Raw genomic sequence first — 19,132 nt, forward strand, 5'->3', positions numbered from 1 at the left:
TAGTTGAAACCTCCGCTGCTTTAACTATCTTTTAACTCTGACCCCTGCCATACATCGCATGGGATCGTCTTATCAAAGGTATTGTTGCAACTGTTGTGCTAGGGTTTGAACGTGAGGCTGCTTCAGCATAGAGAGATGATTTCCTGGTACTTGATGAACTTGGATAACTTTAGCTAGTTGACTCCAACCTAGTGTCAAATCTTTTTGGTGAGAGGAATCATCAGTTTTAAATAGCGTAATGCGCTTAGGGTAGTTTTGTGGTGCATACCGATATGCTGCTTGGCTATTAGCATAATAAATCCGCAACATTGGCGCGATCGCAGATTCATCAACTAACCGTAATTGTGACTCTTCAGGAATCAAATTGGCGATCGCTAACCATTGCCAGCGAGAAAACCAATTGTGGCGTCGGCGGCGAGTTAGGTTTGTGACAATCGCACTATAATCTAGTAAAAACGGCAGTGTAGACCAAATTGCTGTTTTGAGGAGAAGCTTTAGGCTGTGACTAAGAGATGGTTGGTTGGCAGGAATCGGTGCTGGAGTATCTAGAATTGCCAAAAGTGCGACTTCGTGTCCTAACTGCGTTAGTTGTTGCGCCATCTCAAAAGCAACAAGTCCCCCAAAAGACCAACCACCGAGAAAATAGGGACCATGCGGTTGAACAGTTTGAATGGCTTGGATGTAATACCTTGCCATCGCTTCAATTTGTTGAAAGGGAGTGTGTTTGCCATCTAATCCTAAAGGTTGCAGCCCATAGAAACTGCGATTGCCTCCTAAATAATGTGCTAACTCCAAGTAAGGAAAGACAATACCAAAGATAGGATGAACGCAGAAAAAGGGTTGCTTGTTATTTCCCTTTGTGAGGAGGACTAATGGCGACCAAACTTCTGTAACCTGCTGCGGTGATGGAGTTTGAGTTTGGATTTGGGCTGAGTTGTCACTTGTTAATGACGATCGCAATCGGCGGTATGATGCTCGATCGAGTTGAACTAATGCGGGTTGTTGAGTGATGGTATCCTGTAATTCTTCTATCACTACAGCTAGTTGTGCAATCGTTGGCGATTCAAACACGCTACGCAAGGGCACTTCAGTTCCAAAAACATCGCGCACGCGGGAGACAAGTTGTGTTGCGAGTAAAGAATGTCCGCCTGATTCAAAAAAGTTGTCGTGAATACTTGTGGATTTAAGATGTAATTCTTGCCAAATTTCAGCAAGCTTATATTCTGTAGGCGATCGCGATGCAATTGTTGTCCTTGATGTTGAAGTCACGTCTGGCAACGCACGGCGATCAATTTTACCTGTAGAAGTCAGACTGAATGACTCTACTGGAATAAATACAGAAGGGATCATGTATTCAGGTAGAGTTTGCCCTAAATAGTCGCGGAGTTGAGGAATGAGTTGACGCGCAAATTGAGCTTGTAGCGGATTATTAGCATAATCACTCCAGGTTGGTGGTGCTGATTGCTGAACAAGAGGTAAATCAACTTCTCCCACCCCATGCCGAATCAAGACGACATCATAGTCACCTGTTTGTGTTTGCGTAGACCAACTAATTTCTACGCGGTAGGGTAATACAGATTCTAAGTTCCACCAATCTTGGGGATCAATTGCTAGTTCAGTAGAGTGTAATTCACGCATTCGCCCCAGTGTTTTTGGCACAGATTGATGAAATAGCCAGCTGGCAGTTTGAACTGCGGTATGTACTCGAGAGTTGGTAACGTTAGCAATGCCAAAGACTTTTGGGTCAGTCTCTCGTAAATGATTTTGCACGTCAGTGATTGTGAGTGGCTGTTGTTTCCAGTTCCTCCACGTTGTTGAAGCCACAGTAGCTGCCTCATCCATATGTAACAACACGTTGTAGCGAAATTGTGTCATTTCATTATGGCTATGACCTCGCGTTAGGTAAATTTGCACGCGCTGAATTCGAGGAAAGCGATCGCGTAAAGCATTAAAAAACTGGGGATCAATCGCTAATTCAGGTTCCTCAAAGTGCGATCGCTCAACTTGTTGTCGGAGTTGCTTTTGTTCTAATCCTGGATCGACTTGTGAAGCTTGCATCCAAGTATGAAAGGCAGTCAGTAACGGCAAACTGCGGACATCACCAATAAACAGCACACCTTTTGGTGCTAATGCCTCAATGGATTTTTCTAGTACCTGTATGAGATAATCTAGACTAGGAAAATACTGCACTACCGAATTGAGAATCACAACATCAAATGTTGCAGCAGGAATTCCGGTAAAATCTGTTGCTGTTTGATGGAGTAGTTTAACTTGAGTTAGATTGCCTAACTGATTTTGAATAGCTGCTAAGGAGTTTGAAAAGTCTGTTGCCCAATAACTTTGACAATGAGGGGCAATTGGAAACAACAATAATCCTGTTCCACAACCGATTTCTAAAACTTTTTGGGGATGAAGTGCCAGAATTTGCTTAACGCGATCGCTTACCCATTCTTGCATTTGTTCAACTGGGATGGGCTGTTTAGTGTAGCTACTATTCCAACCAGTAAAATCACAGTCGCTGGCATTGGTAGATTGATACGTTTGGTTATACAGCGTTTGCCAGCGTTGCACCTGCTGCATTTGCAGAGATTCCCGTACTTGCTGATGCTTGAGGCTAAAATAGGCAATTAAGCGTAAATCGTTCGCTGCTGCTTGAAATACAGTTGTGACAGCATCTTGTATAGCAGGATTTCGCTGTAGTGTTGCTTCAATTTCACCCAACTCGACACGAAAACCGCGAATTTTAATCTGGTTATCAATCCGCCCTAAAAACTCAATTGTGCCATCAGTATGATAGCGGGCGCGATCGCCTGTTTGATAAAGACGAGGATTGCGGCATTCATCATCAAAAGGATTGGCAATAAACTTTTGAGTTGTTAATTCTGGGCGATTGAGATAGCTGTGCGCAACTCCTGCACCACCAATATATATTTCACCAGGTACACCGATAGGAACTTGATTTAAAGCAGCATCTAGAATATAAACTTGAGTGTTAAATACTGGACGACCGATTGTAATGGGCTGTCCTGGAAATAATTCTCCCACGGTTGCCCAGATTGTTGTTTCTGTTGGTCCATACGCATTGAAAAATTGACGATTTACTGCCCAGCGATCTACTATCTGAGGCGAACAAGCTTCACCGCCTGTAATTAGCGTTTGCAGTGCAGGAAGTTCCGCAGATGGCAGAACATTTAACACTCCTGGAGTCAGCAGTGCATGAGTAATGGCATTGTCTTGAAGAAATTGGATGAGTGCTGTTCCTGGTAACTGCGCAGACTTGGGTGGAATATAAAGCGTACCTCCCGATCCGAATGCTAATGCTATCTCAAAAACAGAAGCATCAAAACTGAGAGAGCTAAATTGTAAAACGCGAGGGCGTGAGGCTTGAAAAATTTGACGTTGTGCTGCAACAACATGACATAAACTACGATGCGTAATTAAGACACCTTTGGGTGTCCCTGTGGAACCAGAGGTGTAAATGACATAAGCAAGATTGTCACGCCCTACAACTTGATGTGGTGTTTTCTGATTGAGTTCTGGTAGTTGATCCAGGTATAATTGTACTGGTGTTGCTGGTATCTCACTCAACCACGATTGGGTTAGTACAATTGAAACTTGCGTATCTTCAAGAATAAATTGCAGGCGGTGCTGTGGATACTGAGGATCGAGCGGTACGTAAGCACCACCCGCTTTGAGAATTCCTAAAATACCAATGACCATTTCTGGCGATCGCTCGACACACAACCCTACTAAGTCATTCGGCTGAATAATTTGCTGCAATGTTTGTGCTAGTTGATCGGCACGTTGATTTAACTGTTGATAGGTAAGTGTTTCATGTTCTCCAACGAGTGCGATCGCTTTAGGAAATAGCTGTGCTTGTGCCTCAAATATCTGATGAAAGCATTCTTGAATGGGTTCTTCTGATGCAGTATTGTTCCATTCACAAAACTGCTGCTGTTCTCCAGAGGTGACGAGGGGAAGTTCTAACAAACGAGCATCTGGATTGACAATGATGCCTTCTAGTAGAGTTTGAAAATGTTCTATCAAGCGACCGATTGTATGTCGATCGAATAAATCTGTACTGTAAGATATAAAGCCACTTAAGCCTTCTTGCGATCGCCACAGGCTGCGTAGTCCGTGATTTGGTTCCCACAAATGAACTTCTAAATCAAACCGCGTCGTTCCTGGTTCTATGGCAACAGGTTCTAGGGTGACTCCTGGTAATTCTAAAGGCTGCATGGGGGCATTTTGCAGCGCAAATGCCACTTGAAAAAGTGGATTGCGGCTGAGATCTCGCTGGGGATCTAATTCTTCAACAAGTTTTTCAAATGGCAAGTCTTGATGTATGTACGCTGCAAGAGCAACATCTCGAACTCGCTGGAGTAATTCGCGAAATGTAGGATTACCGGATAAGTTTGCACGCAACACTAGACTATTGACAAAAAAGCCAATTAAGTCTTCAAGTTCACTGCGATATCGATTCGCAATGGGAGAACCCACAACAATATCTTCTTGCCCTGTATAGCGGTAGAGTAACGTTTGAAAGGCGGCTAGCAGCAGCATAAACAGCGACACGCCTGCTTGCTGGCTCAAGTTTTCTAACGCTTGAGTGAGAGCAGGAGAGTACTGTAAACGATAGGTTGCACCTCGGTAAGTCTGTACTAAAGGACGAGGGCGATCGCTCGGTAATTCCAGCACTGGTAAATTCTGCAATTGCGATCGCCAGTAAGTCAGTTGTTCTAATTCTTGTAACTCATTACGTTGCCAGCAGGCAAAGTCTGCATATTGAATTGGTAATGCAGGTAATGTTGGCGTTTCTTCTTGCACAAAAGCACTATAAAAGCAAGCAAGTTCGCGTACAAGTATCCCCAATGACCAACCATCTGCAACGATATGATGCATCGTTAACAGCAAAATGAACTCGTTGGCATGAAATTGCAGCAACGTGACTCGTAAAAGCAGATCGCTACTGAGATTAAATGGGCGTTGTGCTTCAGCAGTTGCTAACTTTTGGATTAGGCGATCGCGTTCCTCTTGCGGTACAAATTGTAAATCCACTACAGGTAACGTCAGCTTGACTTGGGCAGCAATAACTTGAACAGGTTGTCCATCAACAGTTTTAAATGTGGTACGCAGTGCTGCATGACGCCGGATAATTTCATTAAATGAGCGCTCTAATGCCTCTTGATTGAGTGTTCCTTGCAACCGAATTGCCGCAGGTACGTTATAAAAAGGATTATCGGGTGCTAGCTGATACAAAAACCACAATCGCTGTTGGGCAAATGATAAGGGATACGTTGTCGCACAGGCAACAGGTTGAATAACAGTCGAGTGTAACGATTGCTGATGCAGTGCTAAAATTTCGGCTTTGCGCTCAACTAACTGTTGTCGCAGTTCGGGCGTGAGAGTTCCTTCAGGTGCATGACAACGCAGGCGATCGCCTTCTACTGATACTTGCACATCTAAACTTTTTAAATATGCTAAAAATTCAACAGTTGTCGTCATAACTCTATTTCCTCGCGTCGCTGCTTGAGATGATCAGAAGTCGCCTGCGCTTGCATCGAAACTGCATCAATTTTCTGTGCAAGTTGGGCAATTGTGGGAGTTTCAAACAAACTCCGCAGTGGAATTTCGACTTGAAAGTGATCGCGGACACGCGAGATTAGTTGTGTTGCTAGCAGCGAATGTCCGCCTAATTCAAAGAAATTATCGTGAATTCCTACCTGTTTGCGTCCCAGTAGTTGACACCACAGATCTACTAAAGATTTTTCTACCGAGGTACTAGGAGTCACTAATATTGTGTCTGGTGTAATTGTGGGTAATGGTAATGCTTGGCGATCAATTTTGCCGTTAATTGTCAAAGGTAGTGTCTTTAATGGGACAAACACCGCAGGAATCATATATTGAGGTAGTTGCGTTTTTAAAAAAGATCGCAATTCGCGATCGCTAACTACTACCGTTGGTTGGGGAACAAAGTAAGCAATTAATTGACGATCTCCGGCAATTTCGCGCACATTTACCACAGCCGTTTGCACACTCGGATGCTGCGCTAAAACTGTTTCAATCTCACCCAACTCTACCCGAAATCCGCGAACTTTGATTTGATTATCAATGCGACCCAAAAATTCAATATTGCCATCTGCACAACGACAAGCGCGATCGCCAGTTTTATAAAGACGAAGATTTCTATCTCGATCAAATGGATGAAAAATAAACTGATCTGCAGTCAAATCTGGACGATTGAGATATCCTTGTGCTAACCCATCTCCACCAAGATAAATTTCCCCACTGATTCCTGCAGGAACTGGGTTGAGGTTAGCATCTAACACATAAACTTGAGTATTTGCAATTGCCTGTCCAATGGGAATTGTTATTGCATTTTCTGGTACTTCTTGCACTTCATACCAAGTAGAAAATGTTGTATTTTCTGTAGGTCCATAAACATGAATAAGATGCTGAGGTTTACCATGTTGTAGTACTGTACGGATGCGATCGGGATTTGCTGCTTCGCCACCAAATAAGAGATATTTCAACGATTGAAACGCATCAGGAACTTCAGCCACAGTTTGATTGAATAATGCTGTTGTCAAAAACATGACATTGACGTGCTGTTGCTGAAGCGCAGTTTTAAAATCTGTAGGTGACAGCGTTGTTTCCCGTTCAATGTCTACTAACTCAGCACCATTGAGTAGTGCACCCCAAATCTCAAAAGTAGCCGCATCAAAAGCAACATTGGCGACTTTGGCAACGCGATCGCCTGGTGCAATTTCTATGTAGTCAGTTTGGCAAACTAACCGATTAACCGCACGGTGAGCTACCATAACTCCTTTGGGGGTTCCTGTTGAGCCGGAAGTATAAATAACATAAGCTAGCTGATCTACGTTGCAAGGAGTATCCAGATTTTCCTCTGATTCTTGTGCGATCGCTGTCCATTCTTGGGCTAAATCAATTATTTTGACATTAGGTGTATTTAAAAATACTTCTTTTTTATGTGTTATTACTAATGTAACTTGGGCATCTTCTACCAAAAAGCGCAGTCGTTCGGAAGGATAAGTAACGTCGAGAGGAACATAAGCACCGCCTGCTTTGAGAACTGCTAGCATTGCAGCAACGGTTTCTGTAGCTTGTTCTAGACAAATGCCTACACGTTCTGATTTGCCCAATTTCTGTAAATAACGTGCGAGTTGATTACTACCTTGATTTAATTGTTGATAGGTAAATTGGTTTTGTGCGCGGATGGCGATCGCTTGTGGTTGTTGACTAACCTGTGCTTCAAATAATTGATGAATACAAGCTGTGGGATAATTAGTGTAAGTACCATTTCCACTCATTAACACTTGCTGCTCTTGACTTGTTAACAGTGGCAATGCCGATAAAGGCGTATCTGGATTCGTCACAATTGCTGTAAGCAGTGTCTGAAAATGACTTCGTAGAGATGCGATCGCAGCTTCATCAAATAAATCAGTATTATAGATAACGACACCGCGTAATCCGTCAGTTTGTTGCCATCCTTTGCCCCATAAATTTCTAAAATTACCCGTACATTTCCACATATATACTTCTAAATCAAAGCGCGTTGTTTTAACCTCAAACTCAACAGCACTAAGAGTTAATCCTGGTAACTCTAGTTGCTCCATAGGGGTGTTTTGCAGCGCAAAGACGACTTGAAATAACGGATTTTGGCTCAGACTGCGCACAGGTTGCAGTTCTTCTACAAGCTTTTCAAACGGTAAATCTTGATGTGCATAAGCGGCTAGTGTGACATCCCGCACCCGATTTAATAACTCGCGAAAGGAGACGCCAGCTAGATTTGTCCGTAAAACAAGACTATTTACCAGAAACCCGATGATTCCTTCTAACTCACTGCGATGACGATTGGCGATCGGCGAACCAATGGCAATATCAGTTTGTGCGGTGTAGCGATACAGTAAAGTTTGAAACGCTGCTAGCAAGGTCATAAATAGCGTGACACCTGCTTGCTGACTTAACTGTTCTAAGGCATCAAGTAACTGCTGTGGTAACTCTAATAATTGACTTGCACCTTGATAACTTGGGATTAAAGGACGAGGAGCAGAAGGTAAATTTAAAGTTGGTACATCTTTTAACTGCTGTTTCCAGTAGTTTAATTGAGTATTTAACACTTCTCCTTGCAACCACTCACGCTGCCAATGGGCAAAATCAGCATATTGAATGGGTAACTCTGGCAGTGCAGCAGGTTGATTGTTCACAAACGCAGAATAGAGTTTACCTAACTCTCGAATTAAAATACCGCTTGACCATTCATCAAAAATGATGTGGTGTAGTAAAATCAGCAGCAGATGTTCGGTACGATTCAATTGCCATAACTGTACTCGAAATAGTGGTCCCTGCTTTAAGTTAAAAGGCTGCTGAATTTCTTGCTGAATTTGCTCTAAGGCGACTTGTTCGCGGGTTAAGGCTGGTAATGCTTGGAGGTTAATCGAGGTAAACGGTACCTGCATCAAACTTGGAGCAATAATCTGTACTAATTGCCCATCGATAACATCAAAAGTTGTCCGCAGCGTTTCGTGACGACAAGCGATCGCTTGAACACTTTGTTCTAGTGCTGAGTGATGCAACAAACCTGTGAGTCGAAAGACTAGTGGAATTGTATAAAGAGAAGCCCTTGGAATTAATTGGTCGATGAACCACAATCGCTGTTGGGCAAATGAAGCTGGAAAGACAAACACTTCATCAACAGAATTACACTCTGTGCTTAAATCATTCACGCCTTCACCTTCTCAACCTACTCTGTATTTAAGGCGAAAGTTCTTTTGCAAAACTATGCTTTGAGATAGATTTAAAAATAATTTTCTGTTACCGACGCATCGCAAGTGAGGAAAAGCGTAGTATCAAATAAACCTCAAATCGGAGAACTCAGTTGACACGCTGGCGGCGGTTGTTGTTACTGCTATCTATCTTGCTGATTGGACTATCGTGGTGGGGAATCATTGCAGCCCGAAATGGATTGGTTGTGCGCTCGTTTGAACGTGAGGGTATTCCGCTGTTGTATCTTGCACCCCAACAAGCAGCTGTTCCTGGAGTTTTGATTGCACACGGGTATGCAGGTTCTAAGCAACTCATGCTAGGCTACGCGCACGTTTTGGCTCGTGCTGGTTATGCTACGATGCTATGGGATTTTGACGGACATGGCGCAAACTCAAATCGATTGCAACGATTTGAATTACAACAAAACCTCAATGTGGCACTAAATGCTTTACTAGAGCAACCGGAAGTTGATTCCACTCGCCTAGCTTTACTAGGTCATTCTATGGGAAGTGGCATCGTGATGAATGCGGGAATTGAGCAGGTTGATTTATTTGATGCTGCGATCGCCGTTTCGCCAACAGGTGCATCTGTCACATCTCAAGCACCGCGTAACTTACAACTTCAAGCAGGTAGTTGGGAAGGTCGATTTATTGCGAATGCTGAACGATTACTAGCTGCAAGCGGAGGTTCTAATGATAACTTTGCTACAAGTACTGCTCGCGAATTGGTAATTGTTCCTAATGCAGAACACATCACGATTTTATTTAACGACGTCAGCCATCAAGCGGCTTTACGTTGGCTCAATACTACCTTCAACCAGTCTAGTACTAGCAATTATGTTGATCGTCGCATGGCTTGGTACGGCTTGCATCTACTTGGGTGGTTATTATTACTAACAGCAGTGATTCCTAGTGTTGTACCACATCAACCTCACTTCAAAAAAGTTTCTTCATTAAGATGCTGGAGTGGGTTATTTCTTGCACCTTTAATTACTGCGGGCAGTTTAACACTGTTAAATCAAGTTGGGGTGGAACTTGCGGGTCTAGGAGGAGTGCAGGTAGGCGGAGCCGTTGGATTGTGGTTTTTCGTTGCAGGAATCACTTGGTTGGCGTTGCTAGCTCGTCTGCCACGTCCTACATTAAAGGCTGCAAAATGGGGATTAATCTTATTTGCTCTATTATGGATAGCATTTGGTGCAATGGCACAAGTCGTTTGGTTGCAATGGTGGCTAATTCCAGCTCGACTGCAAATTTGGTTGCCTTTAGCTGTTGCTTGTCTACCCTGGTTTTTAGCATCTGGTATTGCCCAACAAGGAACTAAAAGCAAAGAGCGATTTGGTTGGTGGTTTGCTCAGAGCGTCATTTTAATTAGTGGCTTTTTGTTGACGTTGAACTTTCTGCCTCAATTAGGCTTTATGTTTCTACTATTGCCTTTATTTCCACCTTTAATTGCTGTTCTCTCGTTAGTAGTTGCACTCGTCAAAGAAGCGTGGATTTCAGCACTTGCGAGTGCTTTATTCTTCGGTTGGATTCTCGCTGCTGGCTTTCCACTTTCTGGTTAGTGCTAATAGCTAACAGCTAATTGCTAATCGCTTTATTAATAATTAACGTCCATAGTAGACTCGTGCATTGCTTAAGCCAGAGTTGAGGAAAAATTGATTCCACTGTTCTGCTAAAGAACGATTTGAAAATGGTCCTACTCGCACATGAGGTCCACGCGGTTGTGTTCGCTGACTGACATCAATGACAACATTTTGCTGCAATTGCCTGATTTGATCTGCGATCGCTGGTAAACTTTCTCGTCTATCTGGAATCACAACATAATAAGTGCGAGAATCTCCAGTAAAAGCTGTGTCGGTACCTGTGTTAAGATTGGCAATTCGTGCAACGACACCAGCCGATTTTAGTTCTTGGGCGCGTTGCTCAGCATTGGAATTTTGCTCGAATGCTCCAGCTTGCACGACTGCTCGTCCATTGTATTGTCGTACAAAGGCTTGTGGTTCAAGTTGTTTGACTTGTTCTAAAGTTGGGGAACTTGCATCATCAACATAAACTAAGTAACTTAAATTGTCACTGCTAGGAGTATTAACTCTAGGTGGTGTATTCGATGATGGTGCTTGAAAATCGAATTCACGAGGAACAAAAATCGACGCTGGTGATTGTCGTGCCCCATCTGGCGTCTGTGGTGGCGGCGGCAGGCGATCTACGGCTTGAGATATTAAATCCTGAGATGCTAGTGCGACCTTGTTAGCTGTTGTGAACCAACCTCCTAACACGATGGCAGCAAAGGATATGATGAGTGATAGGTTAGTAAGTTGAGCAAATAAGCTGGCATTGCACAATTGATGACGTGTCTTCATCTTGGTGTGTTGTAATGCTGAGAGCAAACGGAGATTGATTTTTATGAGTGATAAATTAGACACTTTAGCGTCAAAATAGGTTGCTTGACTGACTAAAATGCATAAATGTTACAAAAGCAAATTACCGCTATTAGAGCCAGATCTTCAAGCGCAATTTCGCTGAGAAATATTAGAACTCTGGTGCTTATTTTACCCGTAAATCAGTAAATATACAGTAGGCGATCGCGTGCAATAAACTACTTACTCAAATTTTATTCCCTGTAGTGATAAATATTATGACTATAAAGGATGGGTCGCAGCGATCGCCTCTTGTGCTAATTCCAACTTGTTTAGCGTTGAATCAAGATGAATATTGCTACAGCAAGCACAAAGTAACCAAAGCCTTTTTCTAGATTTTTTGCTGGTACAAATCGAGTGAGGTATGCTCCAATCAGGATTCCGGCACTAGCAGCGATAGTGAAAGAAAAAAGTAAATTCCAGTTGATTGTAACTTGATCTAAATAGCCGATAAATCCTGTAACTGATTTTAGTGCCAGGATGACAAGCGATGTACCAACGGCTTCTTTCATCGATGTTTTGCCGAGTAGAACTAAAGCAGGAATCACGAGAAACCCGCCACCAATACCAACAAATCCGGTAATGATACCAACACCGAGTCCTTCGAGTGCGATCGCTAACCCACGAAATTTGTGCTGAGAAGTTGCATTGAGTTGAGGCTTGGCTGTTCGTGCGTCTTTACGGATCATCGAGATTGATGCAATGAGCATCATCAGTGCAAATGCCACTAACTGAATTGTGGAAGTCACAAAAGGAAAAGCCGCAATCCGCGCACCAAGATATGCTCCTAGCATTGCTGGAGGTGCAAAAAAAGTAACAGTTTGGAAATTAACGTTTTTCTGCATCCAGTGGGGAATGACACCAATGAGACTGGCAACACCCACAATAACGAGAGTCATCGCCAGGGCTGTTTTTGTTGGTACACCCATGATATAGATTAAGGCTGGAGCCGCTAGCACTGAGCCACCACCGCCAATTAAGCCCAAACTTAACCCAATACTTACAGCAAGAATGTGCCCAATTATCCACAGCATTTAATTAATCCCTGTTTGGTTGTAGGGAAGTTTGGCAAGAAGCATTGCTAAGCCGCAGTTTCCTGTTATTCCTGCAAATGTTAATCCTGCACCGACAAATCCACTGAGAATCAGGAACCAGGGAGAAATAAACACACTCAGTAAAGTGCCAAGTAAAACTAGAGATCCTGCAACAATTTGAACTTGTCGCATCAGACTAATGGGAGCATTTTTATTCACTTCTGTTGGGTAGCCAGCTTGTTTCCATGCCGAGATTCCACCTTGAAGATGGGTGACTTGCTCAAATCCATTTGCAAGTAACTTTTGAGCTGCTTGCGCCGAACGATTACCTGATTGACAATGTATGATTAGTTTTTTGTGAGTGTTTGAGATTTCACTAGGGTCAAATTTAGATAAGGAAACGAGTTTAGCACTAGGAATATGTTCGCTTGCGTATTCCGATGGTTCGCGTACGTCAATTAGATCGACAGTACCTTCATCGATCCAGTGTTTTAATGTTTTGGCATCAACTGTTTGCAAGCGATCGCTTAGTTTCTCTTTAGTTGCAGTCATAGTAATCTGAGTGTGTGGTATTGAGTAAATTGCTACACAGCAACAGCAACGTTGCCACAACGTTCGTTTGCTGGAACTGCTTCCATTATTTTTTGGGGATTGGGCAAGTTGAGATTGTCCATGAATTCGATAAAGTTATCGCGCGTACGTCCTACAAAGCGCGGATTCCACTGCTTTTCTTCCCTGATTGTGGATACTGTGTGTCCTCGATAATCGTGCCCAGGATAGACTAAAGTGTCGTCTGGAAGTGTAAACAGGCGCTGAGTGACAGAGTCGTATAATGTTCCTGCATCACCACTCTGAAAATCGGTACGTCCACAGCCACGAATAAATAAAGCATCACCTGTTAATAAATGCGTGTTGTTGACAAGGTATGCTATGTGGCTATCGGTATGTCCAGGAGTTGCGATCGCTTTAATTTGTACATCGCCAATTTGCAATGTTTCGCCATCTCGAATGAAGCGGTTAGCACAAGCTGCATTGGCTTTTTCTGGTACAACTCCGTGACATCCTGTGAGTTCGCGTAGTTTTGCTGTACCAGTGATGTGATCGGCATGGATGTGTGTTTCTAAGCAGTAGCGGAGTGTTAAACCTAACTCGTTAATAAGTTTGCGATCGCGTTCGACTTGTTCCACGACTGGATCGACAAGTACTGCGTCTTTTGTTTTGGCATCTGCAATGAGATAAGTATATGTTCCGGTGTTTTGATCGAATAGTTGACGAAATAGCATATACACTTGCTCCTAATTTTTCACATGAATAAACTATTAATTAGTTAATTAATAAATTGTTAATATAACTATATAGTAGAATAACAATTAAGAAATTGCAATACTGTGAGCTAATCGCTAAGTATTTACCTAGAAAGTCTTATGATTTCATCATCAAGCGCGACGTAACTTTCCTAGTTGCTCTAGCTGTTCGCTTTGCTGGGTTATTTGAATAGATAGAGAGTCACAAACCATCTCGCACAGCTCAAATAGAATCGGATTTGCAATTTCGTAGTAGACGCACACACCGCGCTGTTCGCGGGAGACAATACCCGCCTGTGTAAGAATTCTTAAGTGCTTTGAGACGTTTGCCTGTCCGAGTTCGGTAGCCTCAATAATTTCGCTCACATTCTTAGCTCCTGATTTGAGCGAACAGACAATTTGTAAACGACTGACTTCTGACAGAACCTTGAAAAATTCGGCAATCAGCCCTAATGCCGCTGGCGATAACTGTGTCATTTCAGATGCTGTTAGAGAGCCGTTATTAGAGTGCAGTGTCATATACATTGACTAATATATTGTGAACATAACATGAATTAGCTTTCATTTTTTATTATATAGCTATTTAGTCATAAATTTCATTGCCCCTAAACTTTAGCGTTTTGCTTGCTCTAAGCGAGCATCACGAATAACATTAATGCTTCCATACAAGACAATGATTGCAATTATGCTACCGATGATTAAGTCTGGAAGCGGCAAATTTGACAAACTGACCAGGAATCCTGCCAAAATAACACCAAAGTTGGCAACAACATCGTTCAGCCCCGCAATCAATTCAACGACAAACATCATGCCATTGATGGCAAGCAGCAAGCGGAGTGCTTAACGCTGTGCCGCATCTGCTTTTATCTGACAACCACAATCTGACATATCAAGCTCCTAACACAAGTATTAAATTACTGTGAAACAGGCATTTTATTGTCCATCTTGACCAGAAGATCTGAAATCATCCACCCATAGCCAGATATTTTTATATAAACAATTAGTAATATAGTAAATTAATGAGTTAGTGGAATAAATAAAAATGCAAAACGTCAAAAAAATTAATGATGAAATTGCAGTAGCAACAAATCAATTAACATCAGAAGATTTGCAGCAAGCAGCACAAGTAGGATATCGTACCGTATTGAATTTGCGATCGCCTAATGAAGAGGGAGTGTTGTCAGAAGAACAGCAGTATGCAGAAGCCGCGGGACTACAGTATGTCAACATTCCCGTCAAACCTGACAATTTGAATCAAGAATTAGCCGATCGCGTGCTACAGCAAATTGAGCAATCACCAAAACCTGTACTAGCTCATTGTAAAAGTGGTTTGCGTTCTGGTGCAATGGCATTAATGTACGTTGCCACTCGCGAAGGAATGAGTGCAAAGGAGGCAATGCAGCGAGGTCAACAAATGGGGTTTGACTGCAACGCTAATCCAGCGATGAAAAAGTTTTTTGAAGAGTACGTAACGACATACTTCCAACGCTCAGAATAGGAAGCAGGAGAACGGACAATGGCATTAATACTAGAACAAATTAACGTAGAAGGTCTAGCGCATTTATCGTATATTATCGGTGATGATAAAGCTGGAGTCGCAGCAGTCATCGATCCACGGCGGGATGTTGATATTTATCTACAGAAAGCGCGAGAAATTGGAGTCAGGATCGCTGATATTGTAGAAACACACATTCATGCTGATTTTGTTTCAGGGGCAGGTGAATTACAAGCACGTACACAAGCAACAATTCACGGTGGAAAAACTGCTGATTATCAGTTTGAATTGCATCAGTTGCAAGAAGGTGATGAAATTAAATTAGGAAGTGTCACTTTAAAAGTTTTACACACACCAGGACATACACCAGAGCATATTTCCTTACTCATCTACGACTCAAAGCAAGGTAAAGAACCGTTTGCTGTGTTTACAGGAGACACATTATTCAATCTTGATGTGGGGCGTCCTGATCTACTTGGTGCTGGAACAGAAAAGCAACTAGCTCAACAATTGTACAACTCTTTGTTGGATAAACTCGTGCCTTTGGGCGATCGCATCGAAGTGTATCCTTGTCATGGTGCAGGTTCAGCTTGTGGTAAGTCAATTGGCGATCGCCGCCATAGTACAATTGGCAACGAGCGTATTTATAATCCGGCATTACAAGAACGTAGCAAGACAGAATTTGTTGAGTGGTTGATGCAGGATATGCCAGAACCACCACGTCACTATGCTCGTCTGAAGAAGGTCAATGCTAAGGGTGCCAAAGTGATAGGATGCGTACCTACGTTGCAACCGCTAACACCCCGAGAGTTTCAACAGGCAATGCAACAACCGAACACAGTAGCGATTGATACGCGTTCAATTCTAGCATTTGGGGGCGGACATATTCCTGGTGCAATTAATATCGCACTGCGTCCAGAGTTTCCTAACTGGGTAGGTTGGATGATCGATCCTGAGCAAACAGTGTTGTTGGTTGTTGAAAGCGAACGCGATGTCAAACTAGCAACAGAACAACTATTCCGTCTAGGATACGATCATTTAGGTGGATATCTGCATGATGGCATGACATCCTGGCAAAATGCCGGTTTACCTTTAGATCGTGTTGGTGAATGGACGGTACAAGAGTTGCATCAACACAAAGAAGATCCTGATGTCCTTGTGCTAGACGTGCGCGGTGATGATGAATATCAAAAAGGTGCGGTTCCAGGAGCAAAACATATGTTTGTAGCGCATCTTGAGGAACATTTGCACGAGCTAGACAGGTCTAAGCATATAGTTACGTACTGTGGTAGCGGTTTTCGCGCTGCGATCGCTGCTAGTCTGCTCAAAAAGCATGGATTTGAAAACGTGACTAACATTCCTGGCTCTTGGATTGCTTGGAAAGCAGCAGGATTACCTGTAGAGACGACTTAGGACAAAACTATAACAAAGAGTAAGCTCTTGGGAACTTTCCGAGTTTCGATCCCAAGAGCCTTTTCAATCCAGTTCACTCCTCACACAACTAAGTCTAAGATTTCCTATAGGAGAAATATGAACAAGAGTGACACTTTTCATATTGTCATCCTAAGTACAGAAAACGAAAAACACTGGCGTAGTAAGGAGAATACTCTTCAAATTTAACTCCTCTGGCTTTCTGCTTTCCCAGAAACGAAATATTTTGTTACTGAAAGTTTTATTTAGTTTTGGGCGATCACTGGTGTTTTTACACGTAAGCGTTGAAACATAGCATCTCGTGCTTGTTGTGCCAAAGCATCATTGAGAGGTGAAAGTGATATTGGTGATTGATACTTTTGTCTAAGTGCAGTTTGAATGAGCCAATCGGCAACAAACGGATTTTTGGGTAGCAAAGGACCATGCGAATAAGTAGCGATCGCATTTTGGTAAAATGCCCCTTCTGTACCATCTTCACCATTGTTGCCCAACCCTTGAACAACTTTTCCCAAAGCTTCGACTTTTCCTAACTTGGTGCGTCCGCCATGATTTTCAAACCCAATCAAGTATGCAGGAGAACCAATCATTGCTGCAAGTTCTTGTGCCAATCGTTTTGCACTCACTTCAACAACAAGATTGCCAATACAACGGCGGGCGTTTGTTCCTGGATGAATTGAGACAAAATCTAGTAAACCTAATCCTTCAATTCGTTGTCCTAATGCAGGTTCGTAGTAGTGTCCGAGTAATTGTGGCGCACCGCAAGTAAATACACCAGGAGTCCCGTTATCAATTTTTTCTCGCAAGGTTTCAGCTTTAGTACCGCGTAAATCGCGCATCACAATTTCTTGTTGTCGATCTTGCGCACCACCACCGACAATCATATCTACGCTTTGAAAGTCTACTGCTGTCGCGTTTTGATCGAGAGGTAATACTTTTACTGTATACCCGCGCCACTCACAGCGTTTTCGCAGACAAATTACATTTCCGCGATCGCCGTAAGTACTCATCAAGGTAGGATATAACCAGCCGATTGTTAGTTCGATTTTTGTTACTTTCATAAAAGTCAAGACTGTGGGATGGTAATGGGTAATGGGGAACGCGGTCATCAGTTTGACAATTACCAGTTAGCAATTACCAAGATTTAAAGAATCTTCCGTCCTGTGAGAACTTCGCGCACTTCTAACATTGCTGAGTAAGTGGGAAGAATGTGGAGTGTTTGATCGGCTGGTGTGTGTTCTAAAGCAGTGGCGATCGCATCGCGCAAGTTTTCCTTAACAATAAGTTGCAAATCTTCTTGCTGAGAGTAGCGTAACCGTAGTGCCATATCATAAACGCGATCGCCACTGACAATGAATGTTCCACCTTGATCGACCAGTTTTTCAGTATCGACATCCCAGATCCAAGAGACATCAGTACCATCAGGAATGCGATCGTTTAATACAAACAAGACTGGTGCAAGTTGTGAAGATTGTTGCCTTACTTGATTAACTGCGCGGATTGTCTCGTTCATTCCCACAGGATTTTTGGATAAGAGAATACGTACGTGTTTGCCATTGATGTGTAACTCTTCTGCACGTCCGAATGCTGCCTGAAAATTACTAATTGTGTCGCGGATTGTTGCTTCATCAACACCAAGTTGTTGCGCAGCTAAAACTGCAGCTAAAGTGTTGTACTTGTTGTACAATCCAATTAAAATCTGAGGGTATTCTTGACTGTTGATTGCTACTGGTGCTTTATGGAAACCGCAACTAGGACAGCAAAAATCTCCTAAATGAGATAGATAAACACCTTGGTAATCAAGCGAATGTCCGCAACTAGGACAGTAGATAGAGTCTACTGCGTGGGGAATTTCTTCTAGGTAGTGTTCAGGTTCGTTTAAACCAAAAAATAAGACTTTTTGAGGTAATTGTTGACCCATGTAAGAAAGGGTGGGATCGTCGGCATTAGGAATAACTACGGTATCGGGTGGTAAAGTTGCGATCGCTTTTCCCCAGCGTTGGCTAATACTGTCTACTTCGCCATAGCGATCGAGTTGGTCGCGAAATAAGTTTAAACACAGAATGATCCTTGGTTCAATTGCGGCGACAACTTTAGGAACAACATTTTCATCGACTTCTAAAATTGCGTAATCGACATCGAGTTTGCCTACCAAGTCAGTGTTAGCAAGTAGTGTTGTCATTAAGCCATTCTCTAGGTTTGCACCAGTTGCATTGTGTGCAATCCGCTTGCCTTGACGTTCTAGCATAGTGCGTAACAGCAAAGATGTTGTTGTTTTGCCGTTTGTCCCTGCAATGAGAATCACACCGTGTTTGACTTGGCGGCTGAGTAGCTGTAGTAATTGGGGCTGTAAGCGGCGTGCAATTTCACCTGGTAAGACACTGGCTGCGCCGAGTTTAAGCGATCGCACTGCAAACGTCACTGTTTTTGCGGTTAATACTGCTAAACCTAGTTGTAGTCTATCTTTAATCTGAATTTTTGCCATTTCCCCTACTACATGTATATAAGCTGCAGCCAATCTTCACTTGCGCTTATATTTTTGCACTATCTTTATGCATCGTATAACTGACACGCTAGAAATCTTTAACCGACTGATTTGAATCTAATGCTTTCGTTTCAACTAACGTTGTGCGCAATTCTGTTTTGGCATGGAATACCGCTAATAGCC

General features: G+C 42.8%; 13 protein-coding genes. 3 read left to right on the forward strand and 10 right to left on the reverse strand.

Annotated features, from left to right (window positions below):
- Positions 1-72 precede the first annotated feature (72 nt).
- Together IQ230_RS00115 and IQ230_RS27600 are read right to left on the reverse strand one after the other, a co-directional pair.
- A complete protein-coding gene (locus tag IQ230_RS00115; protein WP_193929662.1) occupies positions 73-5,505 on the reverse strand; it encodes a non-ribosomal peptide synthetase in 5,433 nt (1,810 codons plus the stop codon).
- Positions 5,502-8,747, reverse strand: a complete 3,246-nt coding sequence (locus IQ230_RS27600) for a non-ribosomal peptide synthetase (protein WP_193929665.1) — start codon at positions 8,745-8,747, stop codon at positions 5,502-5,504. Before IQ230_RS27600 ends, IQ230_RS00115 begins: the two co-directional genes overlap by 4 nt.
- Positions 8,748-8,899: 152 nt before the next feature.
- On the opposite strand from IQ230_RS27600, the gene IQ230_RS00125 reads away from it, so the two are divergent.
- Entirely contained in the window at positions 8,900-10,348 is a 1,449-nt protein-coding gene (locus tag IQ230_RS00125) for an alpha/beta fold hydrolase (protein ID WP_193929666.1), read from the forward strand.
- Between the two features lie 42 nt (positions 10,349-10,390).
- Here IQ230_RS00125 and IQ230_RS00130 read toward each other — a convergent pair whose 3' ends face one another.
- From IQ230_RS00130 to IQ230_RS00155, 6 genes are all read right to left on the reverse strand, one after another.
- Positions 10,391-11,146: an SPOR domain-containing protein gene (locus IQ230_RS00130; protein WP_193929668.1), complete on the reverse strand. Its 756-nt coding sequence runs from the start codon at positions 11,144-11,146 to the stop codon at positions 10,391-10,393.
- Positions 11,147-11,475: 329 nt separating this feature from the next.
- Positions 11,476-12,237, reverse strand: a complete 762-nt coding sequence (locus IQ230_RS00135; protein ID WP_193929670.1) for a sulfite exporter TauE/SafE family protein — start codon at positions 12,235-12,237, stop codon at positions 11,476-11,478.
- Positions 12,238-12,789 carry a rhodanese-like domain-containing protein gene (locus tag IQ230_RS00140; RefSeq protein WP_193929672.1) on the reverse strand — a complete coding sequence of 184 codons (552 nt, stop codon included), beginning with the start codon at positions 12,787-12,789 and terminating at the stop codon, positions 12,238-12,240.
- A 32-nt stretch (positions 12,790-12,821) separates the two neighbouring features.
- Positions 12,822-13,520: an MBL fold metallo-hydrolase gene (locus tag IQ230_RS00145; protein ID WP_193929674.1), complete on the reverse strand. Its 699-nt coding sequence runs from the start codon at positions 13,518-13,520 to the stop codon at positions 12,822-12,824.
- Positions 13,521-13,673: 153 nt separating this feature from the next.
- Complete coding sequence (locus tag IQ230_RS00150; protein WP_228054448.1) at positions 13,674-14,060, reverse strand: ArsR/SmtB family transcription factor; 387 nt, start codon at positions 14,058-14,060, stop codon at positions 13,674-13,676.
- 93 nt (positions 14,061-14,153) lie between these two features.
- Complete coding sequence (locus tag IQ230_RS00155) at positions 14,154-14,372, reverse strand: hypothetical protein (protein WP_228054449.1); 219 nt, start codon at positions 14,370-14,372, stop codon at positions 14,154-14,156.
- A 211-nt stretch (positions 14,373-14,583) separates the two neighbouring features.
- Here IQ230_RS00155 and IQ230_RS00160 point away from each other — a divergent pair, with 211 nt between their 5' ends.
- Together IQ230_RS00160 and IQ230_RS00165 are read left to right on the forward strand one after the other, a co-directional pair.
- Positions 14,584-15,039, forward strand: a complete 456-nt coding sequence (locus IQ230_RS00160; RefSeq protein ID WP_193929676.1) for a beta-lactamase hydrolase domain-containing protein — start codon at positions 14,584-14,586, stop codon at positions 15,037-15,039.
- Between the two features lie 18 nt (positions 15,040-15,057).
- Positions 15,058-16,449, forward strand: coding sequence for an MBL fold metallo-hydrolase (locus tag IQ230_RS00165; protein WP_193929678.1), 1,392 nt, complete (start codon positions 15,058-15,060; stop codon positions 16,447-16,449).
- A 263-nt stretch (positions 16,450-16,712) separates the two neighbouring features.
- Here IQ230_RS00165 and IQ230_RS00170 read toward each other — a convergent pair whose 3' ends face one another.
- Positions 16,713-17,525 carry a type 1 glutamine amidotransferase gene (locus IQ230_RS00170; protein ID WP_193929680.1) on the reverse strand — a complete coding sequence of 271 codons (813 nt, stop codon included), beginning with the start codon at positions 17,523-17,525 and terminating at the stop codon, positions 16,713-16,715.
- 83 nt (positions 17,526-17,608) lie between these two features.
- Positions 17,609-18,940: a Mur ligase family protein gene (locus IQ230_RS00175; protein ID WP_322742242.1), complete on the reverse strand. Its 1,332-nt coding sequence runs from the start codon at positions 18,938-18,940 to the stop codon at positions 17,609-17,611.
- Positions 18,941-19,132: the final 192 nt, after the last annotated feature.

The sequence above is a fragment of the Gloeocapsopsis crepidinum LEGE 06123 genome, assembly GCF_015207655.1.
Taxonomy (GTDB): domain Bacteria; phylum Cyanobacteriota; class Cyanobacteriia; order Cyanobacteriales; family Chroococcidiopsidaceae; genus Gloeocapsopsis; species Gloeocapsopsis crepidinum.